Raw genomic sequence first — 19,552 nt, forward strand, 5'->3', positions numbered from 1 at the left:
GGATGTGGGCCAAGCCCAGGTACAACCATCCCATCCCCTCTGTCCTTTTGCCTGAGAGTTTCCGGCGCCAGATTGCGATGCAATCATGGTGCCTTGCTCCTTCGGCGCCCGATTAAACGGGTCTCTCCAGAGTATCGTCCAGTAGCAGTCCACACCGGTTGCCCGGTACCTGAAAGATTCACTTCTTCGGTGGATGGTTGCCCATCGCTCTCCTGCTACCTTCATCCGAACTAGTTTGGATTAGGAAGCGGGCATGTTAATCCAAAAAATGTGAGCTGTCTCGCACTTGAAACCCCGCAGTCGCACTTTTTTGCCCTGCGCTCAAACCCTCACCAAGATGTTAAATGTTAGTTAACTATCAACAAGTTAAGCCCGAACGGCAGCGAAACGGTTCGATAAGGAAAGTGGCTGAATTGATAGCAATCCTCTCAATCGTTTCGGCCAGAAAAACTTGCCAACATATCCAATCAAATAGCTTGCACACAGAGTCAATAAGCAGATAATCCGACGCATAACCAAGCACTTTGCCATCAATTTATGCACTGTGTTCGGTTGGTCCCACCGGACCGCTCGCCTGACCCGGCCGTCGCCGGTTCAATCGCATATGGCTTGGGCATATCACGCCCCCTAAGGATGACCAAAAGAGAATGAACGAGACCCTGGTTGCAAAAGATGTGGTCGCACAAGATTACCGTCAGCTGGTTGAACAATTCGGCTCCCCCCTGCTGCTGCTCGACAAGGCAGCCGTCCGCAAACAGTATCGGGCGCTGGCCGCGGCCCTGCCCGATGTACGATTGCACTATGCACTCAAACCCCTGCCCCACGAGGCGGTGGTCTCTGTCTTGAAGGAAGAGGGGGCCTGTTTCGATCTGGCCACCAATGGCGAAGTGGATCTGGTGCGCAGTCAGGGGGTTCGCCCGGGACGTTGCATTCATACCCATCCCATCAAGCGCGACAGCGATATCCGTTATGCGCTGGAGTTCGGCTGCACCGTGTTTGTCTACGACAACCCGCTGGAGCTGGAGAAGTTCATTCCCTACAAGGACGAAGTGAAACTGCTGCTGCGGGTCAGCTTCCCGAACCCGGAGACCAAGGTTGATCTCTCCAAGAAGTTCGGCTGTACCCCCGAGCAGGCGCTGCCGCTGCTGCAACTGGCGCACGCCAAGGGGATCAAGGTGATGGGGCTGTCGTTCCACGTCGGCTCCCAGGTGCCTCACGCCCGTCGCCATGTGCAAGCCATCGATGCCTGCCGCGAGATCATGGAGCAGGCTTGGGCGCTCGGGCTCAAACCCTGGGTGCTCGATATCGGCGGTGGTTTCCCGGTCGACTATGATGGCGGCGAGTTCGATATCGACGGCTTCTGCGCCCCGATCCGCGAGGCACTGGCCAAGCTGCCGGCTACGGTGCAGAAGATTGCCGAGCCGGGCCGCTTTATCAGCGCACCGGCCATGACCTCGGTCGCCAGCGTGATGGGCAAGGCCCACCGCGGTGACAAGATCTGGTACTACCTGGATGACGGCCTCTATGGCAGCTACAACGGCCAGCTCTACGACCACGTCACCTATCCGGTGAGTACGCCCTATGCCAGCGGCGAGCTGCACAACTCGGTGCTCTCCGGCCCCACCTGCGACAGCGTGGATGTGATCCGCGAGGGCATCATGCTGCCGGATCTCGAGCTTGGCGAACTGGTAGTAGGCAAGGTGATGGGCGCCTACACCTGGGCCTCCGCCTCCACCTTCAACTTCTTCCCCAAGGCGAGCATCCTCATTCTTGATAGCAGTCAGAAGGGCCAGAAACTGGTGGCCGTCGCTTAAGCGCCGCCAACAGAATGCAAAGAGGGGAAGCCATGGCTTCCCCTCTTTCGTTGCATCTTGCCCGATATGGCTAGACGAACTGGCTGCCCAGCAACCAGCCGGTATAGGCGACGAAGCAGGTGAGCAGCACGCCTCCCTCTAACCGGTTGATGCGGCCTTGCCCCTTGCGGCCCAGACACATCACCAGCAGTAACAGGGTCAGCCCAATCATGATGCTCCAGTCGCGGCTGAGCACCTCGGGCGCCACATCGAGCGGGTGAATACCGGATGCAATTCCCACCACAGCAAGGGTGTTGAACAGGTTGGAGCCAAGCACGTTGCCAAGGGCTAGGTCATGCTCGTTCTTGCGAATGGCGATCAGCGAGGATGCCAGCTCCGGCAGCGAGGTGCCGATAGCGACGATGGTGAGGCCAATCACCAGATCGCTGATGCCAAGGGTCTGGGCGATGGTCACCGCCCCCCACACCAGCAGACGGGAGGCGCCGATCAGCAGCACCAGCCCGACGATCAACCAGAAGATGGCGCTCTTGAGGGACATCCCCTCGCTCGCGATATCCTCTTCGGTCTCCACATCCAGCGCATCTCCCTTGCCATTCATGCCAGCCCAGATGGACCAACCCATCAGGCCAACAAAGACGACCCCCAGAATGGCGGCATCCATCCGGCCAAGATGGCCATCCAGCAGCAAGGCACCGGAGAGCAGGGTAATGCCGAGCAGGATCGGGATCTCCTTGCGTACCACCTGAGAGGCGACCGCGATGGGGCTGATCAGCGCCGTCAGACCCAGGATTAGCGCGATATTGGTGATGTTGGAGCCATAGGCGTTGCCAAGGGCCAGACCCGGGTTGCCCTGGGTTGCCGCCAGTGCCGACACCACCATCTCCGGGGCCGAAGTGCCAAAACCGATGATCACCATGCCGATCAGCAGCGGCGGCATGCCGGCATAACGGGCGGTTGCCGCCGCCCCGTCCACAAACTTGTCTGCACTCCAGACCAGCAGCGCCAGTCCGGCAATCAGGGCAACAAAAGCCAGGGTCATAAGGTCTCTATCCCATCGCCAGTAAACAGGAGCGCCAGCAAAGCTGCTGGCGCCATTGGAAAGTGGCGCCCAGTGTAACGGCGCCGCCAGTCAATTCAAGGGGAAATCAAACAACGATTAATCGCTACAGTCTGCTCAGCAGATTCGCCGCATCGGAGACCTCGAACTTGCCGGGCTCCTCCACAAACAGCTGCTCCACCACTCCATCATTGGCGATGAGGGCAAAGCGCTGGGCACGCACGCCGCCAAAGGCACCGGTCTCTTTGGCAAGCCCCAGCGCCCGGGTCCAACTGCCATCACCATCCGCCAGCATGGTGATGGCCCCGGCGTTCTGGGCATCCTGCCACGCTTTCATCACGAAGGCGTCGTTGACCGACAGACAACAGATGGCATCCACCCCTTTGGCCATCAGCTGGTCGGCCAGCACCACGTAACCCGGCAGATGGGCGTTGGAGCAGGTAGGGGTAAAGGCGCCGGGCACCGCAAACAACACCACCCGCTTGCAGCCAAACAGGCTTCGGGTGTCTCGCTGCTGCTTTCCCTCGGCGGTGATGAAGGTGAATTCGCCCGCAGGCAGGGTCTGACCAATCGCGATCATCGTGCTCGTCCTTTAGTTAATGGGTAGTTGATGGGTAGTTGATGGGGATTTCTGGATGAAAAGAGCCCCAGTCTACCCCACACCTGCCATGTGACACAGGCCCCTCTCTGCCGGGGCCATTTGAACTAACCTTGAGCAGGATCTGTCGACTCAGGAGGCCTTCATGCATAACCATTACGACGGGCTGGAAATTCGCCCCCCAGCCCTGCGCGCACAGCAACAGCTGGATCAGCTCAATCATCAACTCGCCCACGTCAGCCAGTATTGCTCCGGCTACTCCAGCGCCTATCGCCACTGCCGTCTCGATGATCTGGAGCAGCTTGCCTCCCTGCCGCTGCTCGACAGCACGGATCTCTTTGCCGCCCAGCAAGCCTATCCCCCCTTTGCCGGACTCACCGGTCGACCAGCCAGTCAGGCGTTGCGGGTCTTCTCCTGCCCCGGGCAGCTGGCCATTCCCGAATATGCCGGGGCCGACTGGTGGGGGGCTGCACGGGCGCTCTTTGCCGCCGGCTTCAAGGCAGGAGAGGTGCTGCTCAACTGCCACGACTATCACGCCGGCCCCACCGCCTTTATCTTTGACAACGGGGCGCGCCAGCTTGGCTGCCCCGTGGTGCCCTGCGGCCCCGACGACACCCAGCGCCAGCTCGAAGCACTGCGGCGCTATCAGCCCACCGGTTTCGTCGGCCCGCTGGTCACCCTGCTCGATCTGCTGGAAGCAGCCGAGCTGGCCGAGACCCCCACCGAATGTCTGCGCCACGCCCTGCTATGCGAAGTGACCCACCCAGAGACGGCACCGCTCGAGGCTATCCACGGCATTGCCGCCTTCAACTGTCTGGTGTGGCAGGATGTCGGGGTGGTGGCCTACGAGAGCCGCCCCGGTCAGGGCTTTATCGTCAACGAGAGCAGCATCGTCGAGATCATCGACCCGGCCAGTGGCAAGCCGGTGACGGGGGAAGATCCGGGACAACTGGTGGTGACCAGGCTCGATCTGGAGTATCCGCTGCTGCGCCTTGCCACCGACTGGCAGGGCTACTGGCTGGCCAGACCCAGCCGCTGCGGGCGCACCAACCGCCAGCTCAAACTTGTCTAGCCGCGCAACAAAAACGGGCAGCCCAAAGGCTGCCCGTTTTTTGTGGCTGCGCTCTTAACGCCGGGCCTGCCAGGTGGCGATGGCCAGCAGGGAATCGGGGGTAAACTCGGCAGCGCGGGCCGCTATCTCGGCCAGGCTCATCCACTGCACCTCGCTCACCTCTTCGACCTGCAGCTGCAGCGGCCCCTGATAGCGGCAACTGAAGAGGCCACCCCAGACCCGATACCCTTCACCTTCGGCATAGAAGTCACCGAATGCCTCGAGCGGCACATCGCGGATCCCCAGCTCCTCGGCCAATTCGCGCCGCGCCGAGGGCTCCATCTCCTCCCCGGTGGTGACCACGCCGCCGGCACAGGCATCCAGCATGCCGGGGCAAAAATCCTTGCTGAGGGTGCGCCGCTGCACCAGGATGCGGTTCGCCTCGTCGAGTACCAGAATGTAGCTGGCACGATGGCAGAGATTCTCGCGCCGCACCCTGGCACGCTCGGCCACGCCAATCACCCGGTTATCCGCATCCACTACATCAACCCATTCCACGCGCAGGCCCTTTTTCCATCCAGTCAGAGTGCTCGCAGTATATCGGGGCTAACCCTTTGCACCGCACAACTTTTTCATGGCCGCGTAGTCGCGCGTGACCGTGACCGGATTAATTGAAAGCGTACAAAACCGTCATTAGCATGTCATATACGAGTCCCATCATCTCCCCCGTCCGGTTCAATCAGGGTTTGTTGTGATGAAGGTGTTCAAGCAGTTATCCCCACGCCAGATCGCTCGCTACATCAAGAGCTTTCACCGAGGTTACTTTGCCATCGAGGCATTGGGGACATTTGAATTCAACGCCGGCAGGATCAGTCTTCACGGCCTGACCTGTCGCCAGCGACTGAGGCTGGCCCGCCAGATCAATCTGGCGGTCAGACAACTTGGTCACCGCGATCCCTTGCCGGACATGTGAGTCAAGGGACTTGCCCTTCTGTCTGTTGTGCATTCATGCCTTTCGCCCGCCGGTTACTCGCCGCGCGGGCCATTTTCTATATCTATCACCTTGCCGTTGCGCACGGTGACAAAGCGCATGAACTCGTTCTTGCCGAAGTTGTAAGTCCAGCGTTCGCCATATTTGACCTCGACCACGTTGCCGTACTGATTCTCCTCGTTACGGATAATGTCTTCCCGCAACATGGGCTCGCCGCACTTTAGCAGCATCTCGGCAGTGCTGTCCCCTTCGGTAATGAGCGCATTCTTGCAGCGCATGGCGTCGGCACTGGCCGGAATGCTGAGCAGCAGCAAGGCGGTCAGCACGGCGTTGTTCATGTATCTGTTCATCCGGGGTTCCTCGATTTGGTCAGACGGTTTGCAGTATGGCTGCAGCCAGAGTGAAAAAATCAATCAAGAGTCGGAAAAGCTGGCTGGCAGACTCTCCGATTTCATCTGATCGCGACAACCGGTGTCTATTGAGGGGCCCAAAAAACAGACGGCGACCCGAGGGTCGCCGTCTGCATCAAGATCAAGCCAGCCGGATTACAGGATATCCAGCAGCTCTACTTCGAATACCAGCGCGGAGTAGGGCGGGATAGAACCGGCACCACGGGCACCGTAGGCCAGATCGTGCGGGATGTAGAGCTTCCACTTGGAGCCAACCGGCATCAATTGCAGCGCTTCAACCCAGCCAGCGATAACGCCGGTCACCGGGAACTCGGCCGGCTGACCGCGAGCAACGGAGCTGTCGAAGACGCCACCGTGGGTGAAGGTACCGTGGTAGTGCACGCGTACGGACTGACCCGCTACCGGCACAGCGCCATTGCCCTCAACCAGCACTTCGTACTGCAGGCCGGAATCGGTCACAGTCACTTCGTCGCGCTTGGCGTTGTCGGCCAGGAAAGCTTCGCCAGCGGCGGCAGCGGCCTTGGCAACGGCTTCCTGCTCTTCCTGCATGCGAGCGGTGATGACCTGGAAGGCATCGTTGATATCGTCACGGCTGACCGCGAACTCCAGACCGTTCAGGGCATCTGCCAGACCTTGCTGCAGGGCCGGGATATCCAGACCGGCGAAGGCTTGCTGCGCCAGCTGATCACCCATGTTGCGGCCGATGCCATAACTGGCTTTCTGTTCGATAGAGTCGTATTGGGACATTGAGATGTGCTCCGGGTCCAGATGATAAAAGAGACGGGATGATATCAGACTTTTTCGCGAGGTGCTGCCAGCCTCGTGCCTGATTTCCCCGAGCGTGGGAGAGAGTTCACACAAGCAAAAAGAGGAGCGCCAGCAAGTGGCGCCCCTCTTTTGTCCGAAAGGTTATCGTCCAGCAGTACGCGAACTACCGCCACGCGGCCCGTATCAGGTCTTGTCCAGCAGAGCCCGCACCGCTGCGACCTTGGCGCCATCGGTGATATTGACCCGGCCATCATCCGAGGTGCCCATATTGACGCCATGAGGCACCATACCGCCACGCCAGCCCATGCCGGACATATGCACTTCGCTCACCCCGGTAAATTCGATGATGGTACGCACGTTGTCGGCATTGACCCCCGCCCCCGGCATCAGGCTGGCTCGCCCCGCCAGCGCCTGTTGCATCGCCTGCAGATTTTCCAGTCCGGCCAGCGCGGTCGGTGCATGGCCGGAGCTGAGAATGCGCTCGCAGCCGGCAGCGACTATGGTCTCCAGATCGAGCCGCCAGTCAGAAGAGAGATCGATGGCGCGGTGGAAGGTGACACCCAACGATCCGGCGGCATCCACCAGCGGCTTGAGCTTGGCGGCAGGCACCCGCCCCTCCTCATCCAGCAGACCGACCACGACCCCTTGCAGACCGGCAGAGCGTGCCGCCGAGATATCTTGCAGCATCATCTCGAACTCACCGTCGTTGAAACAAAAATCTCCGGCGCGTGGACGGATCATGGCATAGACAGGGACGGTGGCGTGACGCGCGGCCAACTGCATAAAACCATAGGAGGGGGTCAGCCCCCCAAGCCCCAGTGCAGAGCAGAGCTCGATGCGATCGGCACCGGCCTCCTGGGCAGTGAAAAGGGATTCCAGATTGTCGATGCAGATTTCAAGAGAGGTCATGAGGACTCCTTTTATCGGGGAGATCAGACCTGCATCTGATCTCATAGATTGAGCAAGGCTGCGCCCCGCACTCCACCAGCACCGCCAAAACGGGCCTCGCGGATCTCGGGCAGAGCCACCCCAGGCAGCAGATGGCCGGGCAGGCGCAGCGGCAACTGTTCGTAAAGGGCAGGCAGGCCGCTCAGGCCGCCCCCCAACACAACCACCTCGGGATCCATCACCGAAATGGCGGTAGCAAGTCCGGCCGCCAGGATCTCCAGCCAGCAGTCGATGGTGGCGACGGCATGGGGCTCATGAGCCTCGAAGCGCGCCACAATCTGATGGCCGGTGGCCCGGTGGCCGTGAAAATGGTAGTAGAGGCGCTCAAGGCCTGTACCGGATGCATAGGTTTCAAAACAGACCAGACGGCCACAGCCGCAGCGGGGACGAGGCAAGTCGGGATACTTCATCAGGATGGTCGCCGGCAGCGGATAGTGACCGATTTCGCCAGCCAGCCAGTTACGCCCCTGGATCAGGGTGTCTGCCAGATAGATGGCACCACCGATGCCGGTGCCGATGGTCATGCCCAGCGCACTGCCAGCCCCATCGGCCGCTCCTTTGTGTACTTCCGACCAGAGGAAACAGTTGGCATCGTTGTCCACCTTGACCGGCCGCGCCAACAGCTCGGCCACATCAGCCCCCAGATGGCGACCATTGATGGAGGGGAGGTTCGCCGCCACTATGCTCTGGTCGTGACGGTTGAGAATGCCGGGCAAACCGATGCCAACCGCCCCTTTGACACCAAAGCGGGTATCGGCCTGCTCGACCCTTGAGCGAACCAGCTGCAACAGCCCCTGATAGTCATCACCGGGCGTACTCATACGCTCTTCATGGCAGAGGTTCAGCGCGCCGTCGTAGACAGCGAACGCAATCTTGGTACCACCGATATCAAAGCCGTAATACATGCCGCACTCCCTGTCAGCGAGTTCTCATCCCATCTGTTTCGGGTGACATTGTATTAATTCGCTAAAAAAATAAAGTGACCGGGGGCGAAAAACGGGAGAGAGATCAGAGCAAACGGGACATTTCCCGCTGCAGACAGGGGTGGCCAAGGCTCATCAGGGTGCGCTCCTGACCATCAAACATGAAACCGCGGCGCAGGTAGAAGCCCTCGCCGATGTGATTGCCATCAAGCAGCCACAACTTGACGCAGGAGCAGCGGCTTCGGCGCATCTGCATCGCCACCGCCTGCCACAGCCGCTTGCCATAGCCCTGCCGCCAGTGGTCGGGGTGAAGATAGAAGGCGCGGATCCAGGCGATGGTCTCATCCCCCTCCTGCACCGGTTGCCAGTAGAGCAGGCCGATGACCACCTCATCGAGACAGAGCAGCATGGGCCTTGGCCCAGCGTCAGCCAACCGCTGCTGCCAGATCTGCAGATGGGAGGTCACCGCCAGCTGCTCCAGCAGATCCGGGCCCAGCACCTGACCATAGGCAGCGAGCCAGCTGGCCCGCTGCATTACCGTCATGGCGGCAGCATCCTCGGGCCGCGCCATGCGCAGGCTTATGCCTTGCATTGGGGCACCAGACCCGACGCGCGAGCCTGTTGATAGAGCGGCTCGACTTCAACCTGCTGTGCCTGCAGATCGGCGATCCGGCTCTCGTTGCTCGGGTGGGTGGAGAGCAGCTGGGGCGGATTGTTGCCACCGGAGGCGGCGCTCATGTTTTGCCACAGCGGAATCGCTTCGGCCGGGTTGAAACCGGCACGCGCCATCAGCTCCAGACCCAGCCGGTCCGCTTCGCTCTCCTGGGTGCGGCCATAGGGGAGCATCACCCCTACCTGCATGCCGAGGCCAAGGGCCGCCATGGTGGCGCCACGATACTCGCTGCTGCCCAAGGCAACATCGGCGGCCGCCATACCAATACCGGCCAGCTGGCTGCGGGAGAGACGTTCATTGGAGTGCTGGGCCAGCACGTGGGTCAGCTCGTGACCGATAACGGTCGCCAGCTGATCCTGATTCTTGGCCACCTTGAGCAGGCCGCTGTAGACCCCGATCTTGCCGCCGGGCAGCGCAAAGGCGTTGACCTGCTTGGAGTCAAACACCACAACTTCCCAGTTGGTAATGCCGTAGCTGGCGGGCACCTGGGCTGCGACAGCCTTGGCGACGCAGGAGACATAGGCGTTCATTTTGGCATCCGTGCTCACCTTCTCCTGCTGCTTCATCTGGGCAAACGAGTCGGCACCCAGCTGGTTCATCTGCTGGGGAGAGTAGAGCAGCATCTGGCTGCGGCCGGTCGGCGACTGGGCACAAGCGACCAGCAGGGAACTGCAGAGGGCTACCAGGCCAAACTTGGAGAGAGACGCAATCATGAAGGGGTCCTTTGCCATAACGTTGCCCTATTCTCGGAAATGCCGCCCAGCTCTGCAAGGGAGCCGGGGCCATGCCGGTGCAAAAAGATCATGCGTCCACTATTAACAACATTGACAGTCACCAAAAACAAAACGAGCCCCGCAGGGCTCGTTTTTACACTCTCTGGATATCGAACTATCAGTTGATGCCCAGTTTCTTCAGGTCAGCTAACGCGACCTTGGCCGGAACCGGTACATAGCCATCTTTGGCAACGATATTCTGACCCGCCTTGGAGAGGATCATCTTGAGGAACTGTTGCTCCATCGGGGAGAGCGGCTTGTTCGGGTGCTTGTTCACGTAAACGTAGAGGAAGCGGGAGAGCGGATACTTGCCGGTGATGGCGTTGTCAGCGTTCGCTTCGATAAAGGTCTTGCCATCCTTGGAGAGCGGAACCGCACGCACGCCGGAGGTGACGTAGCCGATGCCGGAGTAACCGATGCCGTTCAGGGAGGCGGAGACGGACTGCACCACGGAGGCGGAACCCGGCTGCTCGTTCACACCGCTCTTGAAGTCGCCGTTACACAGGGCGTGCTCCTTGAAGTAACCGTAAGTACCGGATACGGAGTTGCGACCGAACAGTTGCAGATCCTTGCCGGACCAGTTCCCGGTCAGACCCAGATCAGACCACTTGGTGGCCGCCTTGGCTTCGCCGCACTTGAGGGTGCTGGAGAAGATGGCGTCGATCTGCGGCATGGTCAGCCCCTTGATGGGGTTATCTTTGTTGACGAACACGGCCAGAGCATCGACTGCGACGCGGATAGCTGTCGGCTTGTAGCCGTAACGCTTCTCGAATGCTTCCTCTTCACCGGCCTTCATGGCGCGGCTCATCGGGCCAAACTGGGCAACACCCTCGGTCAGGGCAGTCGGCGCGGTAGAGGAGCCGGCAGCCTGGATCTGCACGTTGACGTTGGGATACATGCGCTTAAATTCTTCAGCCCACAGGGTCATCATGTTGGCCAGGGTATCCGAGCCGACAGAGGACAGGTTGCCCGAGATGCCGCTGGTCGGGGTGTATTCCGGCAGGTTTTTATCGACACCATAGGCCAGGGTGCTGGCAGAAAAGAGGGTTGCTGCGGTGAATCCGATTACACCAGCCAGTTTGTTGAGTTTCATCCAATCTCTCCAAAGTTACAGAAGGTCCGTTCTTAAAACGGCGCCAGTATCTGACCTGGCAGTGACAAATTTATGGATTTAATGTGACACTTTAATGACATGGCGGCGCTTTTATCTAAATGGCAAAGGGCTGCTAACGCAGCCCTTCCCCTATATCTAACACCTTGTCATAAAAGACTATTTTATCACCACCATCCGGCCGGGGATAAGAAAGCTGAAGCGGCTGCCAAAGCCGACCCGGCTCTCGATATCGAGCTGGCAGTCGTGGTGGCTCAAGGCATGCTTGACGATGGCAAGGCCGAGGCCGGAGCCACCGGTGTGGCGCGAGCGCGCCTTGTCCACCCGATAAAAACGCTCGGTGAGCCGTGCCAGATGCTCGGGCGGGATCCCCTCCCCCTCATCCTGCACCGCAAACAGCGCCATCGCCCCCTGCTTGCGCCACTCCACCGTCACCTTGCGCCCCGGCGGTGTGTAGTGAATGGCGTTGTAGACCAGATTGGAGACGGCGCTGCGCAGCTGTTCCTGATCGCCGCGCACCAAGAGGTTGGGCTGCACTACGAACTCGATCTGATGGGCCCGCTCGCCCGAAAGCGCCCGCGCCTCCTGCTCCAGCAGCCCCAGCATGGCGGGCATGTCTACCAGATGGGAGAGATCCACGCTCGGAGCCGCCTCGATGCGTGACAGGGTGAGCAGCTGATTGACCAGATTGTCCATCCGGATGGTCTGCTCCATCATCACCCGGTGCGCCTTGGCCCACATGGCGGGCGGCGGCGGCTCCTCGGTCATCTCCAGATAGCCCTTGAGCACGGTAAGCGGGGTGCGTAGCTCATGAGAAACGTTGGAGACAAAGTGTTTGCGGGTCTTCTCCAGACTGCGCAAGCGGGTGACATCGCGCACCACCAGCATCGCCTGATCGGAGGCGTAGGGCATGATGCGAAACTCGAGAAACTTCTCCTCGTTGACCGGGGAGTGCATCTCCAATGGCTCGTCAAAAGCCTGTTTCGCCAGATAGGCGGTGAAGGCCGGATTGCGGATCAGGTTGCCGATATGCTGACCGGCATCTTCCGGCCAGCGAAAACCGAGCAACTGCTCCGCCAGCCGGTTGCACCAGAGGATGCTGCCATCATCGCGCAATACTACGGCCGCGTCGGGCAATGCCTCGGCCCCTTCCCGAAAGCGGCGGATAAGACCCGCCAGCTCGCGGCGTCGGGCGCGGTGGCGCTGCTGCAACTTGTAGATGCCGTTGAAGATGTGCTCCCAACTGCCTTTGCCGTTGGGAGGAACCAGGCTGCGATCGTGCCACAGCCAGTCCGACAACCGCTTCTGGAAGCGGTAGTGCCAGCCAAGATGGAGCAACGCAGCGACCAGCAGAGTGAGCGAAAGGTGATCAATCAGCCAGCCAACCAATGCGAAGGGCGCGTAAAAAAATGCCATTCGCCACAACTGTCGCCGCCAGGCGTAGGGTTGCAACATAACAGCCTCTAGAGACGGGTTGAGAAGCGGTATCCGGCTCCACGCACCGTCTGAATCAATCTATCGTGTCCTGTCTCTTCGATCGCCTTGCGCAGGCGGCGAATATGGACATCCACGGTTCTGTCCTCGACGTACACATTGGTACCCCAGACATTGTTGAGCAGCTGCTCTCGGCTGTAGACCCGCTCGGGGTGGGTCATGAAGAAGTGCAGCAGCTTGAATTCGGTTGGCCCCATGTCGAGCGCCCTCTCTTCGGCGCTGACCCGGTGCGAAACGGGATCCAGTTTGAGACCCTGCACCTCGATCACCTCGTCCACCGAGGTGGGAGAGACGCGGCGCATCACCGCATGAAGGCGGGCAGTCAGCTCCTTGGGAGAGAAAGGCTTGGTGATGTAGTCATCGGCCCCCGCTTCGAGGCCGCGGACCTTGTCCTCCTCCTCGCCGCGCGCGGTCAGCATCACCACCGGGATCTGGCGGGTCACTTCATCCTGCTTGAGCTGCTTGATGAACTGGATGCCGCTGCCGCCAGGCATCATCCAGTCGAGCACGATGAGTTCCGGGTAGGGTTCGCGCACCTTCGCCAGTCCATCGGCAAAATCTTCCGCTTCAATCGTCTCATATCCCTTCTGTTCCAGCACGAAACAGAGCATTTCGCGGATCGGTGCTTCGTCCTCGACCACCAGAATTCGCTTAGCCATTCCCTTCTCTCTCCTCTGTGAAGATGGGTGCGCCAATTATTAGAATTTTCTGTGACACTTTTATGACTTTGTGACAGACGGGATGATAAACGTTTTCAAATGCCACTGGCAGATATCCGTTGCAGCAAATCCCAGCGGTTGCCACTGATATCTTCAAATACCACTACGGTGCCGTAAGACTCGTCACGGGGCTGTTCACAAAAATGAACACCGTACTGCTGCATCCGCCGGTAATCCCGCCAGAAGTCATCGGTCTCAAGGAACAGAAATACCCGCCCGCCGCCCTGCTTGCCGATGGCGGCACGCTGCTCTTCACTGACGGCGCGGGCCAGCAGCAGCGCAGAACCGGGGCTACCCGCCGGAGCGACCCGCACCCAGCGCTTGCCAGGTTTGCCCGGCTCATCGAGCCGGGTATCTTCCAGCAGCGCAAACCCCAGCCCCTCGGTAAAAAAGGCGATGGCCTCGTCGTAATCGGCCACCAGCAGGGTCAAGGCCCCGATGGTTTGTCCTCTCATATCGTTCTGCCCGTTTTAAAAGATGTTGTCGAATAGTGGTAAGAAACGGCGTTCTGCCCCCCTCACTGCGCTTCCACTCGGTTGCGGCCACGCTGCTTGGCCTGATAGAGCGCCTCATCGGCCCGCTTGAGCACCCGCTCCGGGCTGTCTCCCCCCCGTTCGGCCACCCCGAACGAGGCGGTCACCTGCAGGGAGGAGGGCCAGTGGGGATACTCTTCCAGCCTGGCGCGCAACCGTTCGGCCAATGCACAGGCTCGCAGCAGGTCGTAATGAAGGCAGAGCAGCACGAACTCCTCGCCCCCCCAGCGCACAAGATGGCAGAGCGCATCGCTGTTTAGCTGGATTTCGCTGACCAGATGCTTGAGCACCTCGTCACCCACCGGATGGCCATGGGTGTCGTTGATCTGCTTGAAGTGGTCCACATCGATATAGATGAAGGCAAACGGCAGATCGCCGATATCGGCCAGCAACCGCTCCCCGCCCAGACGGTTGAGGGCGCCGGTGAGCGGATCGTAACAGGCCAGCTCGCGGGAGCGGCGGCTCTCCTCGCTCAGACTGCGGTTGAGCGCCTCCACCTCCTCTTTCGCGCGATTGGCGTGGCGCAACCGCTGCTTCATATGCAGGTGGTTGACCATAAAGGTGGCGCAGCCATAGAGAAACCAGACCAGCAGGATCAGGCGATAGAAGAGGGTGGCATCCAGCCAATCGCCATGAAACCGCAGCTCTTCGATCACCACGCCGTGCTCACCCGGCGACATGTCCGATCCCGCCGCAATCTCGATGGCGTAGACCCGGCTCAAATCTGGCCCCTGCAACTGCAAGGGCACCTTGTAGCGCTTGATCCACCAGGTGGCCGGGGTAAACACGTCAAGCGGCACCTCGTGGCTTCTGCCGTAGTCGGCGGGGCGGAAGATGATCTCGTTGAACTTGGGCGACATGGGATCCCCGGGGATATTGAATGCCCGGTTGTAGTTGCGTAGATAGAAGCGCCAATCCTGCTGACCATTGCCGGTCACGCGCAGGCGCACATGGAGCGTCTTGAAACGCCCAAGGTTGAGCCCCTGCTCGGGGGCCGAAAGCGTCAGGATCAAACCGCAGCCGGGATAGGTGCTGGGCTCGTCGGAACGGGTACAGCTCACGCCGGGCTCCCCTTCCAGCGAGGGGGCATAGCGGGCCGATGCCTCACTCGCGCCGGAAGCCCGCGTCACCTCGACGGTGTGGGGCCAGTTTTTGATATCCAGCACCCGCTCGGGACCGAACTCGAACAGCAGAATGGAACAGCCTGTCAATGCCAGTAGATACCAGAAAACGGACTCGGCAAAACGGGAACCGGAAGCGAGCATGCTTACCCCATGGCATCAGGATGGATGCACAAACCTCAGGATCAAGCCGGGCAGCATAGCCCCGGCCTCATCGTGGAATCTCGAAACAAGCCACTATGATACCCTCGATAACGACAATAAACATGCGGCTTATCAAGATGTTCGCGACTCTTTGCCCGGCAGTCCCGCCAGCGAACTGCCTCGCGATTGCTGACGATAGCGCTGGGGCGAGCAGCCCAGTTCCCGGTTGAACATGGCAATGAACGCTGAGGTGGAGCCATAGCCGAGCCGCCAGCTGATCTCCTGAATGGGCAACTCCCCCTTGAGCCAGGCCAGCGCCTTGATAAGCCGCAACCGCGCCCGCCACTGACCGAAGTTCATCCCGAGCTCGCGCAGACAACGGCGTGCCAGAGTGCGCTCTGTGGTGTGCAGCTGCTGCGCCCACTGGGCCAGGGTACGGGGATCGGCCGGATCGTTGTGCAGCACGGCCAGCATGGGGGCCAGCAGCTTGTCCTGACTCATCGGCAGGTAGCTCTCCTGACAGCGGGTACGGGTCAGCTTGGCCACCAGCAGTTCGGCCTGACGCTGATCCCACTCATCCACCATATGGCCCACCTTGCGCTCGCAAAAATCGGCGAGCAGGGCGCGGATGAGCGGCGTCATCAGCAGCAGGCGAGGCTCGGCCGGCAAGCGGGCGGCCAACTCGTGACTGACATAGATGGAGGTGTAGTCGAGGGCCTGCTCGTTGTAGGCGGCGTGCTCCAGATCCGCCGGCACCCAGATCAGGTAGTCGGCGGGTACCTGCAAGCGCTGGTTGGCCAGCCCCATCTCCATCACCCCCAGACTGATCATGCTGAGCTGCCCCCAGGGGTGGGAGTGCATCGCCATGACGTTCTCCGCCTGCAGCTGCTGGTAGCGAAAGTAGAGGGGATTGGGCGCTGGCAGCTCGCTGTCTGCCGGGTGGTAGTGCCGGGTTGTCATGGTCTCTTCGCTCTCCTCTCGATGCCCGCGTCTATACCCACCTGATGTTCAACCTAGGCCCGTACCATGCAGGCGCCATACCCTAACCGGTGACGGTTGCCTTGCAATAGATCACGGGGAGTTGTCTTTTCTGCGGGATAGTTTGTCAGTTTTACGCTACTTGACAATATAAAGACAAGGTTAAACTTGTCACATCTACTCCAAGGAGCCTTTGATGCGACTCTTCTCCCCCCTCCTGTTTCCGCTGATGGCGGTGCTGATCTGGGCCACCAATACCGTGGTCTCCAAAGCTGCGGCCAGCGTGCTCGACCCCGCGGCCATCTCCTTCTATCGCTGGGTGATCGCCGCCCTGGCGCTGACCCCCTTCTGCCTGCCCACCCTCTGGCGGCGACGCAGCGAAGTTCGTCCCTGGCTCGGCAAGCTCCTGGTGCTGGCAGCGCTCGGTATGGTGCTCTACCAGTGTCTGGCCTACTACGCCGCTCACAGCACCTCCGCCACCAACATGGGGGTGATCGGCTCCCTCATTCCGCTGCTCACCCTGCTGCAAGGGGCGCTCTTCTTCGGCCAGCGTCCCGGCAAACAGGCGCTGCTCGGCATGAGCCTCTCCCTGTTCGGGGTGCTCTGGCTGCTTGGCAAGGGCGAGCCGCTGGCCCTGCTGCACAACGGCATCAACCCGGGGGATGGCATGATGCTGCTGGGCTCCGCCAGCTATGCCCTTTACGGCCTCTTGATCCGCCGCTGGCAGCCCCCCTTCGGCCCCTGGCTCAACCTCTACATGCAGATCCTGCTGGCTGTACTGCTGCTGGTGCCGCTCGCTCTCAGTGCCGACTCGATGGCAGTGCCGGCCGAAGGATGGGGGCTGGTGCTCTTCGCCGGGCTCGCCTCCTCCCTGCTGGCGGCCTACTGCTGGATGCGCGGCCTCGCCTGCATGGGCGCCGAGCGCACATCGGTGTTCATGAACCTGATGCCACTCTGTACGGCGCTTATCGCCGTCGTCGGTCTGGGCGAGCCGATCCACGGCTACCACCTGCTGGGGGGTGGCCTCATTCTGGGAGGCGTGATGATCTCCCAGCTGAAAAAGCGTGTCCCACTGCCGGAGCGCAATGCGGCCTGACGGGCAACATGCCAAAAACAACAAGGGAGCCGCTGGCTCCCTTGTTCATTTCTATCGTGTTCTAGCGACTGTGAACCTGCTCACCCCGCCCGGCGCCAGCGGTAGCGCCGCTCCGGTCGCCCGCGCTGGCCATAGTTGAGATCCACATCCACCCGATCTTCCGACTCCAGATACTCCAGATAGCGGCGTGCCGTGGTGCGACTGAGGGACAACCGCTGCGCCACCGTATCGGTCGAGAAGACGCTCTCGGGCTCAGCGGCAAGCAGGTCGAGCACCTGACGCAGGGTAATGCTGTCGATCCCCTTGGGGGTGGTACGCACCTCTTTCGGCTGGGTTCGCCCTTTGCCAAGCAGGCGATCGAGATCCTCCTGCTCCAGCCGTCCCGGCTCGGAGAGCTTCTGATGAAGTTGCAGGATTTCGTCGAGGCTCTGCTGAATGCGAAACAACCGCAGCGGCTTGATGATGTAGTCATGCACCCCGAGATTGAGCGCCTGCTGGATGGTCTCCACATCGCGCGAGGCGGTCACCATGATGACATAAGCCTCGCGGTTGTGGCTGCGCAGGCGGCTCACCCACTCAAGGCCGGAGCCGTCGGGCAGGGAGATATCCACCAGCAGCAGCTGCGGCACCACGCCGGCCATCATGGCATCGGCCTGGGCCAGCGTACCGGCCCGCCCCAGCAGGGAGAAACCGGAGGTGGAGGCCACCAGCTCGGACAAGATGGCACCAATCCGATCGTCATCTTCAATAACAAGGGTGAGTATTGGATCCATGGCTCACATTAATTTGTTTTTATTCAGGTAGATGCCAAACAGGGTGGTCTGCTCGACAGTTCGGCGCCATTCTATCACACCCTCGTAGCGCCCCACGGTTTCCTTGACCAGAAAGAGTCCTACGCCATGATCGCCGCTCTGGCGGCTCACCCCGTAATCGAACAGGTGATCGGCCAGATCCTCGTCCACCCCCTCGCCACTATCCTCCACCTCGATCACCAGCCGGCGCCCCACATCGCAGAGCGAGAGCAGCACCCGCGGCGGACACTGCTGACGATTGCGCCAGGCCGCCTGCAGACCGTTGTCCAGCAGGTTGCCGATGAGAGTGATGAGATCGGCCGAGACAGCGGCCGGATACTCGCCGAGCGCCGAATCGGGATCGAGCTCAAGAGTGACCCCCAGTTCGCGGGCCCGGCTGAACTTGCCGAGGATAAGGCCGGCCACCGGCTTGTTGTCGATAAGTTCCAGCAGCTCCTGCAGCAGGGTCTGGCACGCCTCGTTCTCCTGCTGGATAAGCTCCACCGCCTGATCCACATGGCCCAGTTGCAACAAGCCGGAGAGACTGCTCAGCTTGTTGGCAAACTCGTGGCTCTGCATCCGCAGCATCTCGGCGTACTGGCGCAAGTGGGTAACCTGTACCCCCAGACTGGTCGCCACTTCGGGACGACTGAAGATCAGGAGGCGCCCGGGCTCCTTGCCATGTACCACCTGCCAGCGACCGACGAACGATTCCCCCTGAATGGTGAAAGCAACCTCGCCCTCCTGCTCGAGTACGGGCGCGAGCGGTGGCACCATCTCGGCCAGCGCCTGCCCCTGCAGGGCGTGACGACCGGTAGCAGGCAGCCGCAGCTGATAGATGGCGGTGCTGTTGATCATGGCGATGTGGCCGCGGCCATCCAGCGCGATCACCCCTTCGGCAATCTGCTCCAGCACCAGATCCTGCAGGGTGAAGCGGCGGACGATCGCCTCCGGTTCCAGATCGAGCAGGGTCTTGCGCAGCAGATATTGCACCCAGAGCGCCAGCAGCAGGCCGCAACCAAAGACGGCGCCGATGGCGCTGATGAGCAGGGCGATCCGCTCCATGTAGATGCCCTCCACCTGCTGCATCAGGTAGCCCACCACCACGGCCCCCATGGCGCGCCCGTCAGCCCCCACGACCGGAGAGAAGCAGCGGATCGCCGGCCCCATGGTCCCCATGTCGCGCGAGCAGTAGCTGCGCCGCTCGTGGATCGCGGGCCAGAGATCCTCGCCGCGAAACTGCCCCCCCACCAGAGCGGAGTTGGGGTGGCTGAGGCGACGGCCATGCTCGTCGGTCACCACCATATAGGCGGCATCAGTACGGCGGCACACCTCCTCCATGTAATCGCGCAGCGCAGGCTCGCTCCCCTGATGCAGCGCCGCCACCACCCGGCTGTCAGCCGCCATGATGCGGGCCAGATCGCCCCCCTTCTCCTCCAGATTGCTCTCCAGCAGGTGGCGGATAAAGAGCGCGAGCAGGCTGCCCAGAATGATGATGAGCAGCAGGGAGAGCCCAAGGGAGAGGGTAACCAGCTGGTGGCGAAGTTTCATGCACGGAC

General features: G+C 61.0%; 21 protein-coding genes and 1 riboswitch. Of the genes, 4 read left to right on the forward strand and 17 right to left on the reverse strand.

Annotated features, from left to right (window positions below; translation table 11 throughout):
- Window positions 1–29: 29 nt before the first annotated feature.
- Window positions 30–140: riboswitch (glycine riboswitch) on the reverse strand.
- A gap of 507 nt (window positions 141–647) precedes the next feature.
- Complete coding sequence (locus LG31_RS0117740; RefSeq protein WP_033115742.1) at window positions 648–1,814, forward strand: type III PLP-dependent enzyme; 1,167 nt, start codon at window positions 648–650, stop codon at window positions 1,812–1,814.
- A 70-nt stretch (window positions 1,815–1,884) separates the two neighbouring features.
- Here LG31_RS0117740 and LG31_RS0117745 read toward each other — a convergent pair whose 3' ends face one another.
- Together LG31_RS0117745 and LG31_RS0117750 are read right to left on the reverse strand one after the other, a co-directional pair.
- Window positions 1,885–2,853 carry a calcium/sodium antiporter gene (locus LG31_RS0117745; protein ID WP_033115743.1) on the reverse strand — a complete coding sequence of 323 codons (969 nt, stop codon included), beginning with the start codon at window positions 2,851–2,853 and terminating at the stop codon, window positions 1,885–1,887.
- A gap of 124 nt (window positions 2,854–2,977) precedes the next feature.
- Window positions 2,978–3,451, reverse strand: coding sequence for a peroxiredoxin (locus LG31_RS0117750; protein ID WP_033115744.1), 474 nt, complete (start codon window positions 3,449–3,451; stop codon window positions 2,978–2,980).
- A 163-nt stretch (window positions 3,452–3,614) separates the two neighbouring features.
- On the opposite strand from LG31_RS0117750, the gene LG31_RS0117755 reads away from it, so the two are divergent.
- Window positions 3,615–4,541, forward strand: a complete 927-nt coding sequence (locus LG31_RS0117755) for a phenylacetate--CoA ligase family protein (RefSeq protein WP_033115745.1) — start codon at window positions 3,615–3,617, stop codon at window positions 4,539–4,541.
- Window positions 4,542–4,595: 54 nt separating this feature from the next.
- Here the strand turns inward: LG31_RS0117755 and yfcD are convergent, their stop codons facing one another.
- Entirely contained in the window at window positions 4,596–5,078 is a 483-nt protein-coding gene (yfcD, locus tag LG31_RS0117760; RefSeq protein WP_033115746.1) for an NUDIX hydrolase YfcD, read from the reverse strand.
- A 196-nt stretch (window positions 5,079–5,274) separates the two neighbouring features.
- Between yfcD and LG31_RS0117765 the strand changes: the two genes are divergently transcribed.
- The gene (locus LG31_RS0117765) at window positions 5,275–5,493 is read left to right on the forward strand and encodes a DUF1107 family protein (protein ID WP_033115747.1); all 219 of its coding nucleotides are present in this window, start codon (window positions 5,275–5,277) and stop codon (window positions 5,491–5,493) included.
- 53 nt (window positions 5,494–5,546) lie between these two features.
- Here the strand turns inward: LG31_RS0117765 and LG31_RS0117770 are convergent, their stop codons facing one another.
- From LG31_RS0117770 to LG31_RS0117825, 12 genes are all read right to left on the reverse strand, one after another.
- Window positions 5,547–5,861 carry a DUF2845 domain-containing protein gene (locus LG31_RS0117770; protein ID WP_033115748.1) on the reverse strand — a complete coding sequence of 105 codons (315 nt, stop codon included), beginning with the start codon at window positions 5,859–5,861 and terminating at the stop codon, window positions 5,547–5,549.
- A gap of 195 nt (window positions 5,862–6,056) precedes the next feature.
- Complete coding sequence (locus LG31_RS0117775) at window positions 6,057–6,668, reverse strand: BamJ family beta-barrel-assembly machinery protein (RefSeq protein ID WP_033115749.1); 612 nt, start codon at window positions 6,666–6,668, stop codon at window positions 6,057–6,059.
- Between the two features lie 204 nt (window positions 6,669–6,872).
- Entirely contained in the window at window positions 6,873–7,598 is a 726-nt protein-coding gene (locus tag LG31_RS0117780) for a copper homeostasis protein CutC (protein ID WP_033115750.1), read from the reverse strand.
- A gap of 41 nt (window positions 7,599–7,639) precedes the next feature.
- Complete coding sequence (locus LG31_RS0117785) at window positions 7,640–8,542, reverse strand: ROK family protein (protein ID WP_033115751.1); 903 nt, start codon at window positions 8,540–8,542, stop codon at window positions 7,640–7,642.
- 103 nt (window positions 8,543–8,645) lie between these two features.
- Window positions 8,646–9,152, reverse strand: a complete 507-nt coding sequence (locus LG31_RS0117790; protein WP_033115752.1) for a GNAT family N-acetyltransferase — start codon at window positions 9,150–9,152, stop codon at window positions 8,646–8,648.
- Window positions 9,140–9,946 carry a M48 family metallopeptidase gene (locus LG31_RS0117795; RefSeq protein WP_033115753.1) on the reverse strand — a complete coding sequence of 269 codons (807 nt, stop codon included), beginning with the start codon at window positions 9,944–9,946 and terminating at the stop codon, window positions 9,140–9,142. The genes LG31_RS0117790 and LG31_RS0117795 overlap by 13 nt, the downstream gene beginning before the upstream one ends.
- A gap of 178 nt (window positions 9,947–10,124) precedes the next feature.
- Window positions 10,125–11,099 (reverse strand): PstS family phosphate ABC transporter substrate-binding protein, encoded by a 975-nt coding sequence (locus LG31_RS0117800; protein ID WP_033115754.1) that lies wholly within the window; start codon window positions 11,097–11,099, stop codon window positions 10,125–10,127.
- 177 nt (window positions 11,100–11,276) lie between these two features.
- Complete coding sequence (phoR, locus tag LG31_RS0117805; RefSeq protein ID WP_033115755.1) at window positions 11,277–12,572, reverse strand: phosphate regulon sensor histidine kinase PhoR; 1,296 nt, start codon at window positions 12,570–12,572, stop codon at window positions 11,277–11,279.
- Between the two features lie 8 nt (window positions 12,573–12,580).
- Window positions 12,581–13,270 carry a phosphate regulon transcriptional regulator PhoB gene (gene phoB, locus LG31_RS0117810; protein ID WP_033115756.1) on the reverse strand — a complete coding sequence of 230 codons (690 nt, stop codon included), beginning with the start codon at window positions 13,268–13,270 and terminating at the stop codon, window positions 12,581–12,583.
- Between the two features lie 95 nt (window positions 13,271–13,365).
- Complete coding sequence (locus LG31_RS0117815; protein WP_033115757.1) at window positions 13,366–13,785, reverse strand: VOC family protein; 420 nt, start codon at window positions 13,783–13,785, stop codon at window positions 13,366–13,368.
- A 62-nt stretch (window positions 13,786–13,847) separates the two neighbouring features.
- The gene (locus LG31_RS0117820) at window positions 13,848–15,128 is read right to left on the reverse strand and encodes a GGDEF domain-containing protein (protein ID WP_033115758.1); all 1,281 of its coding nucleotides are present in this window, start codon (window positions 15,126–15,128) and stop codon (window positions 13,848–13,850) included.
- A gap of 132 nt (window positions 15,129–15,260) precedes the next feature.
- The gene (locus LG31_RS0117825) at window positions 15,261–16,088 is read right to left on the reverse strand and encodes an AraC family transcriptional regulator (RefSeq protein ID WP_033115759.1); all 828 of its coding nucleotides are present in this window, start codon (window positions 16,086–16,088) and stop codon (window positions 15,261–15,263) included.
- A gap of 214 nt (window positions 16,089–16,302) precedes the next feature.
- Here LG31_RS0117825 and LG31_RS0117830 point away from each other — a divergent pair, with 214 nt between their 5' ends.
- Window positions 16,303–17,202: a DMT family transporter gene (locus tag LG31_RS0117830; RefSeq protein ID WP_033115760.1), complete on the forward strand. Its 900-nt coding sequence runs from the start codon at window positions 16,303–16,305 to the stop codon at window positions 17,200–17,202.
- 80 nt (window positions 17,203–17,282) lie between these two features.
- On the opposite strand, the gene LG31_RS0117835 is transcribed toward LG31_RS0117830, so the two are convergent.
- A complete protein-coding gene (locus LG31_RS0117835; protein WP_033115761.1) occupies window positions 17,283–17,975 on the reverse strand; it encodes a response regulator in 693 nt (230 codons plus the stop codon).
- A 3-nt stretch (window positions 17,976–17,978) separates the two neighbouring features.
- A complete protein-coding gene (locus tag LG31_RS0117840; protein ID WP_033115762.1) occupies window positions 17,979–19,544 on the reverse strand; it encodes an ATP-binding protein in 1,566 nt (521 codons plus the stop codon).
- Window positions 19,545–19,552: the final 8 nt, after the last annotated feature.

Origin of the sequence: Aeromonas lacus (assembly GCF_000764665.1) — a bacterium.
Lineage (GTDB): Bacteria > Pseudomonadota > Gammaproteobacteria > Enterobacterales > Aeromonadaceae > Aeromonas > Aeromonas lacus.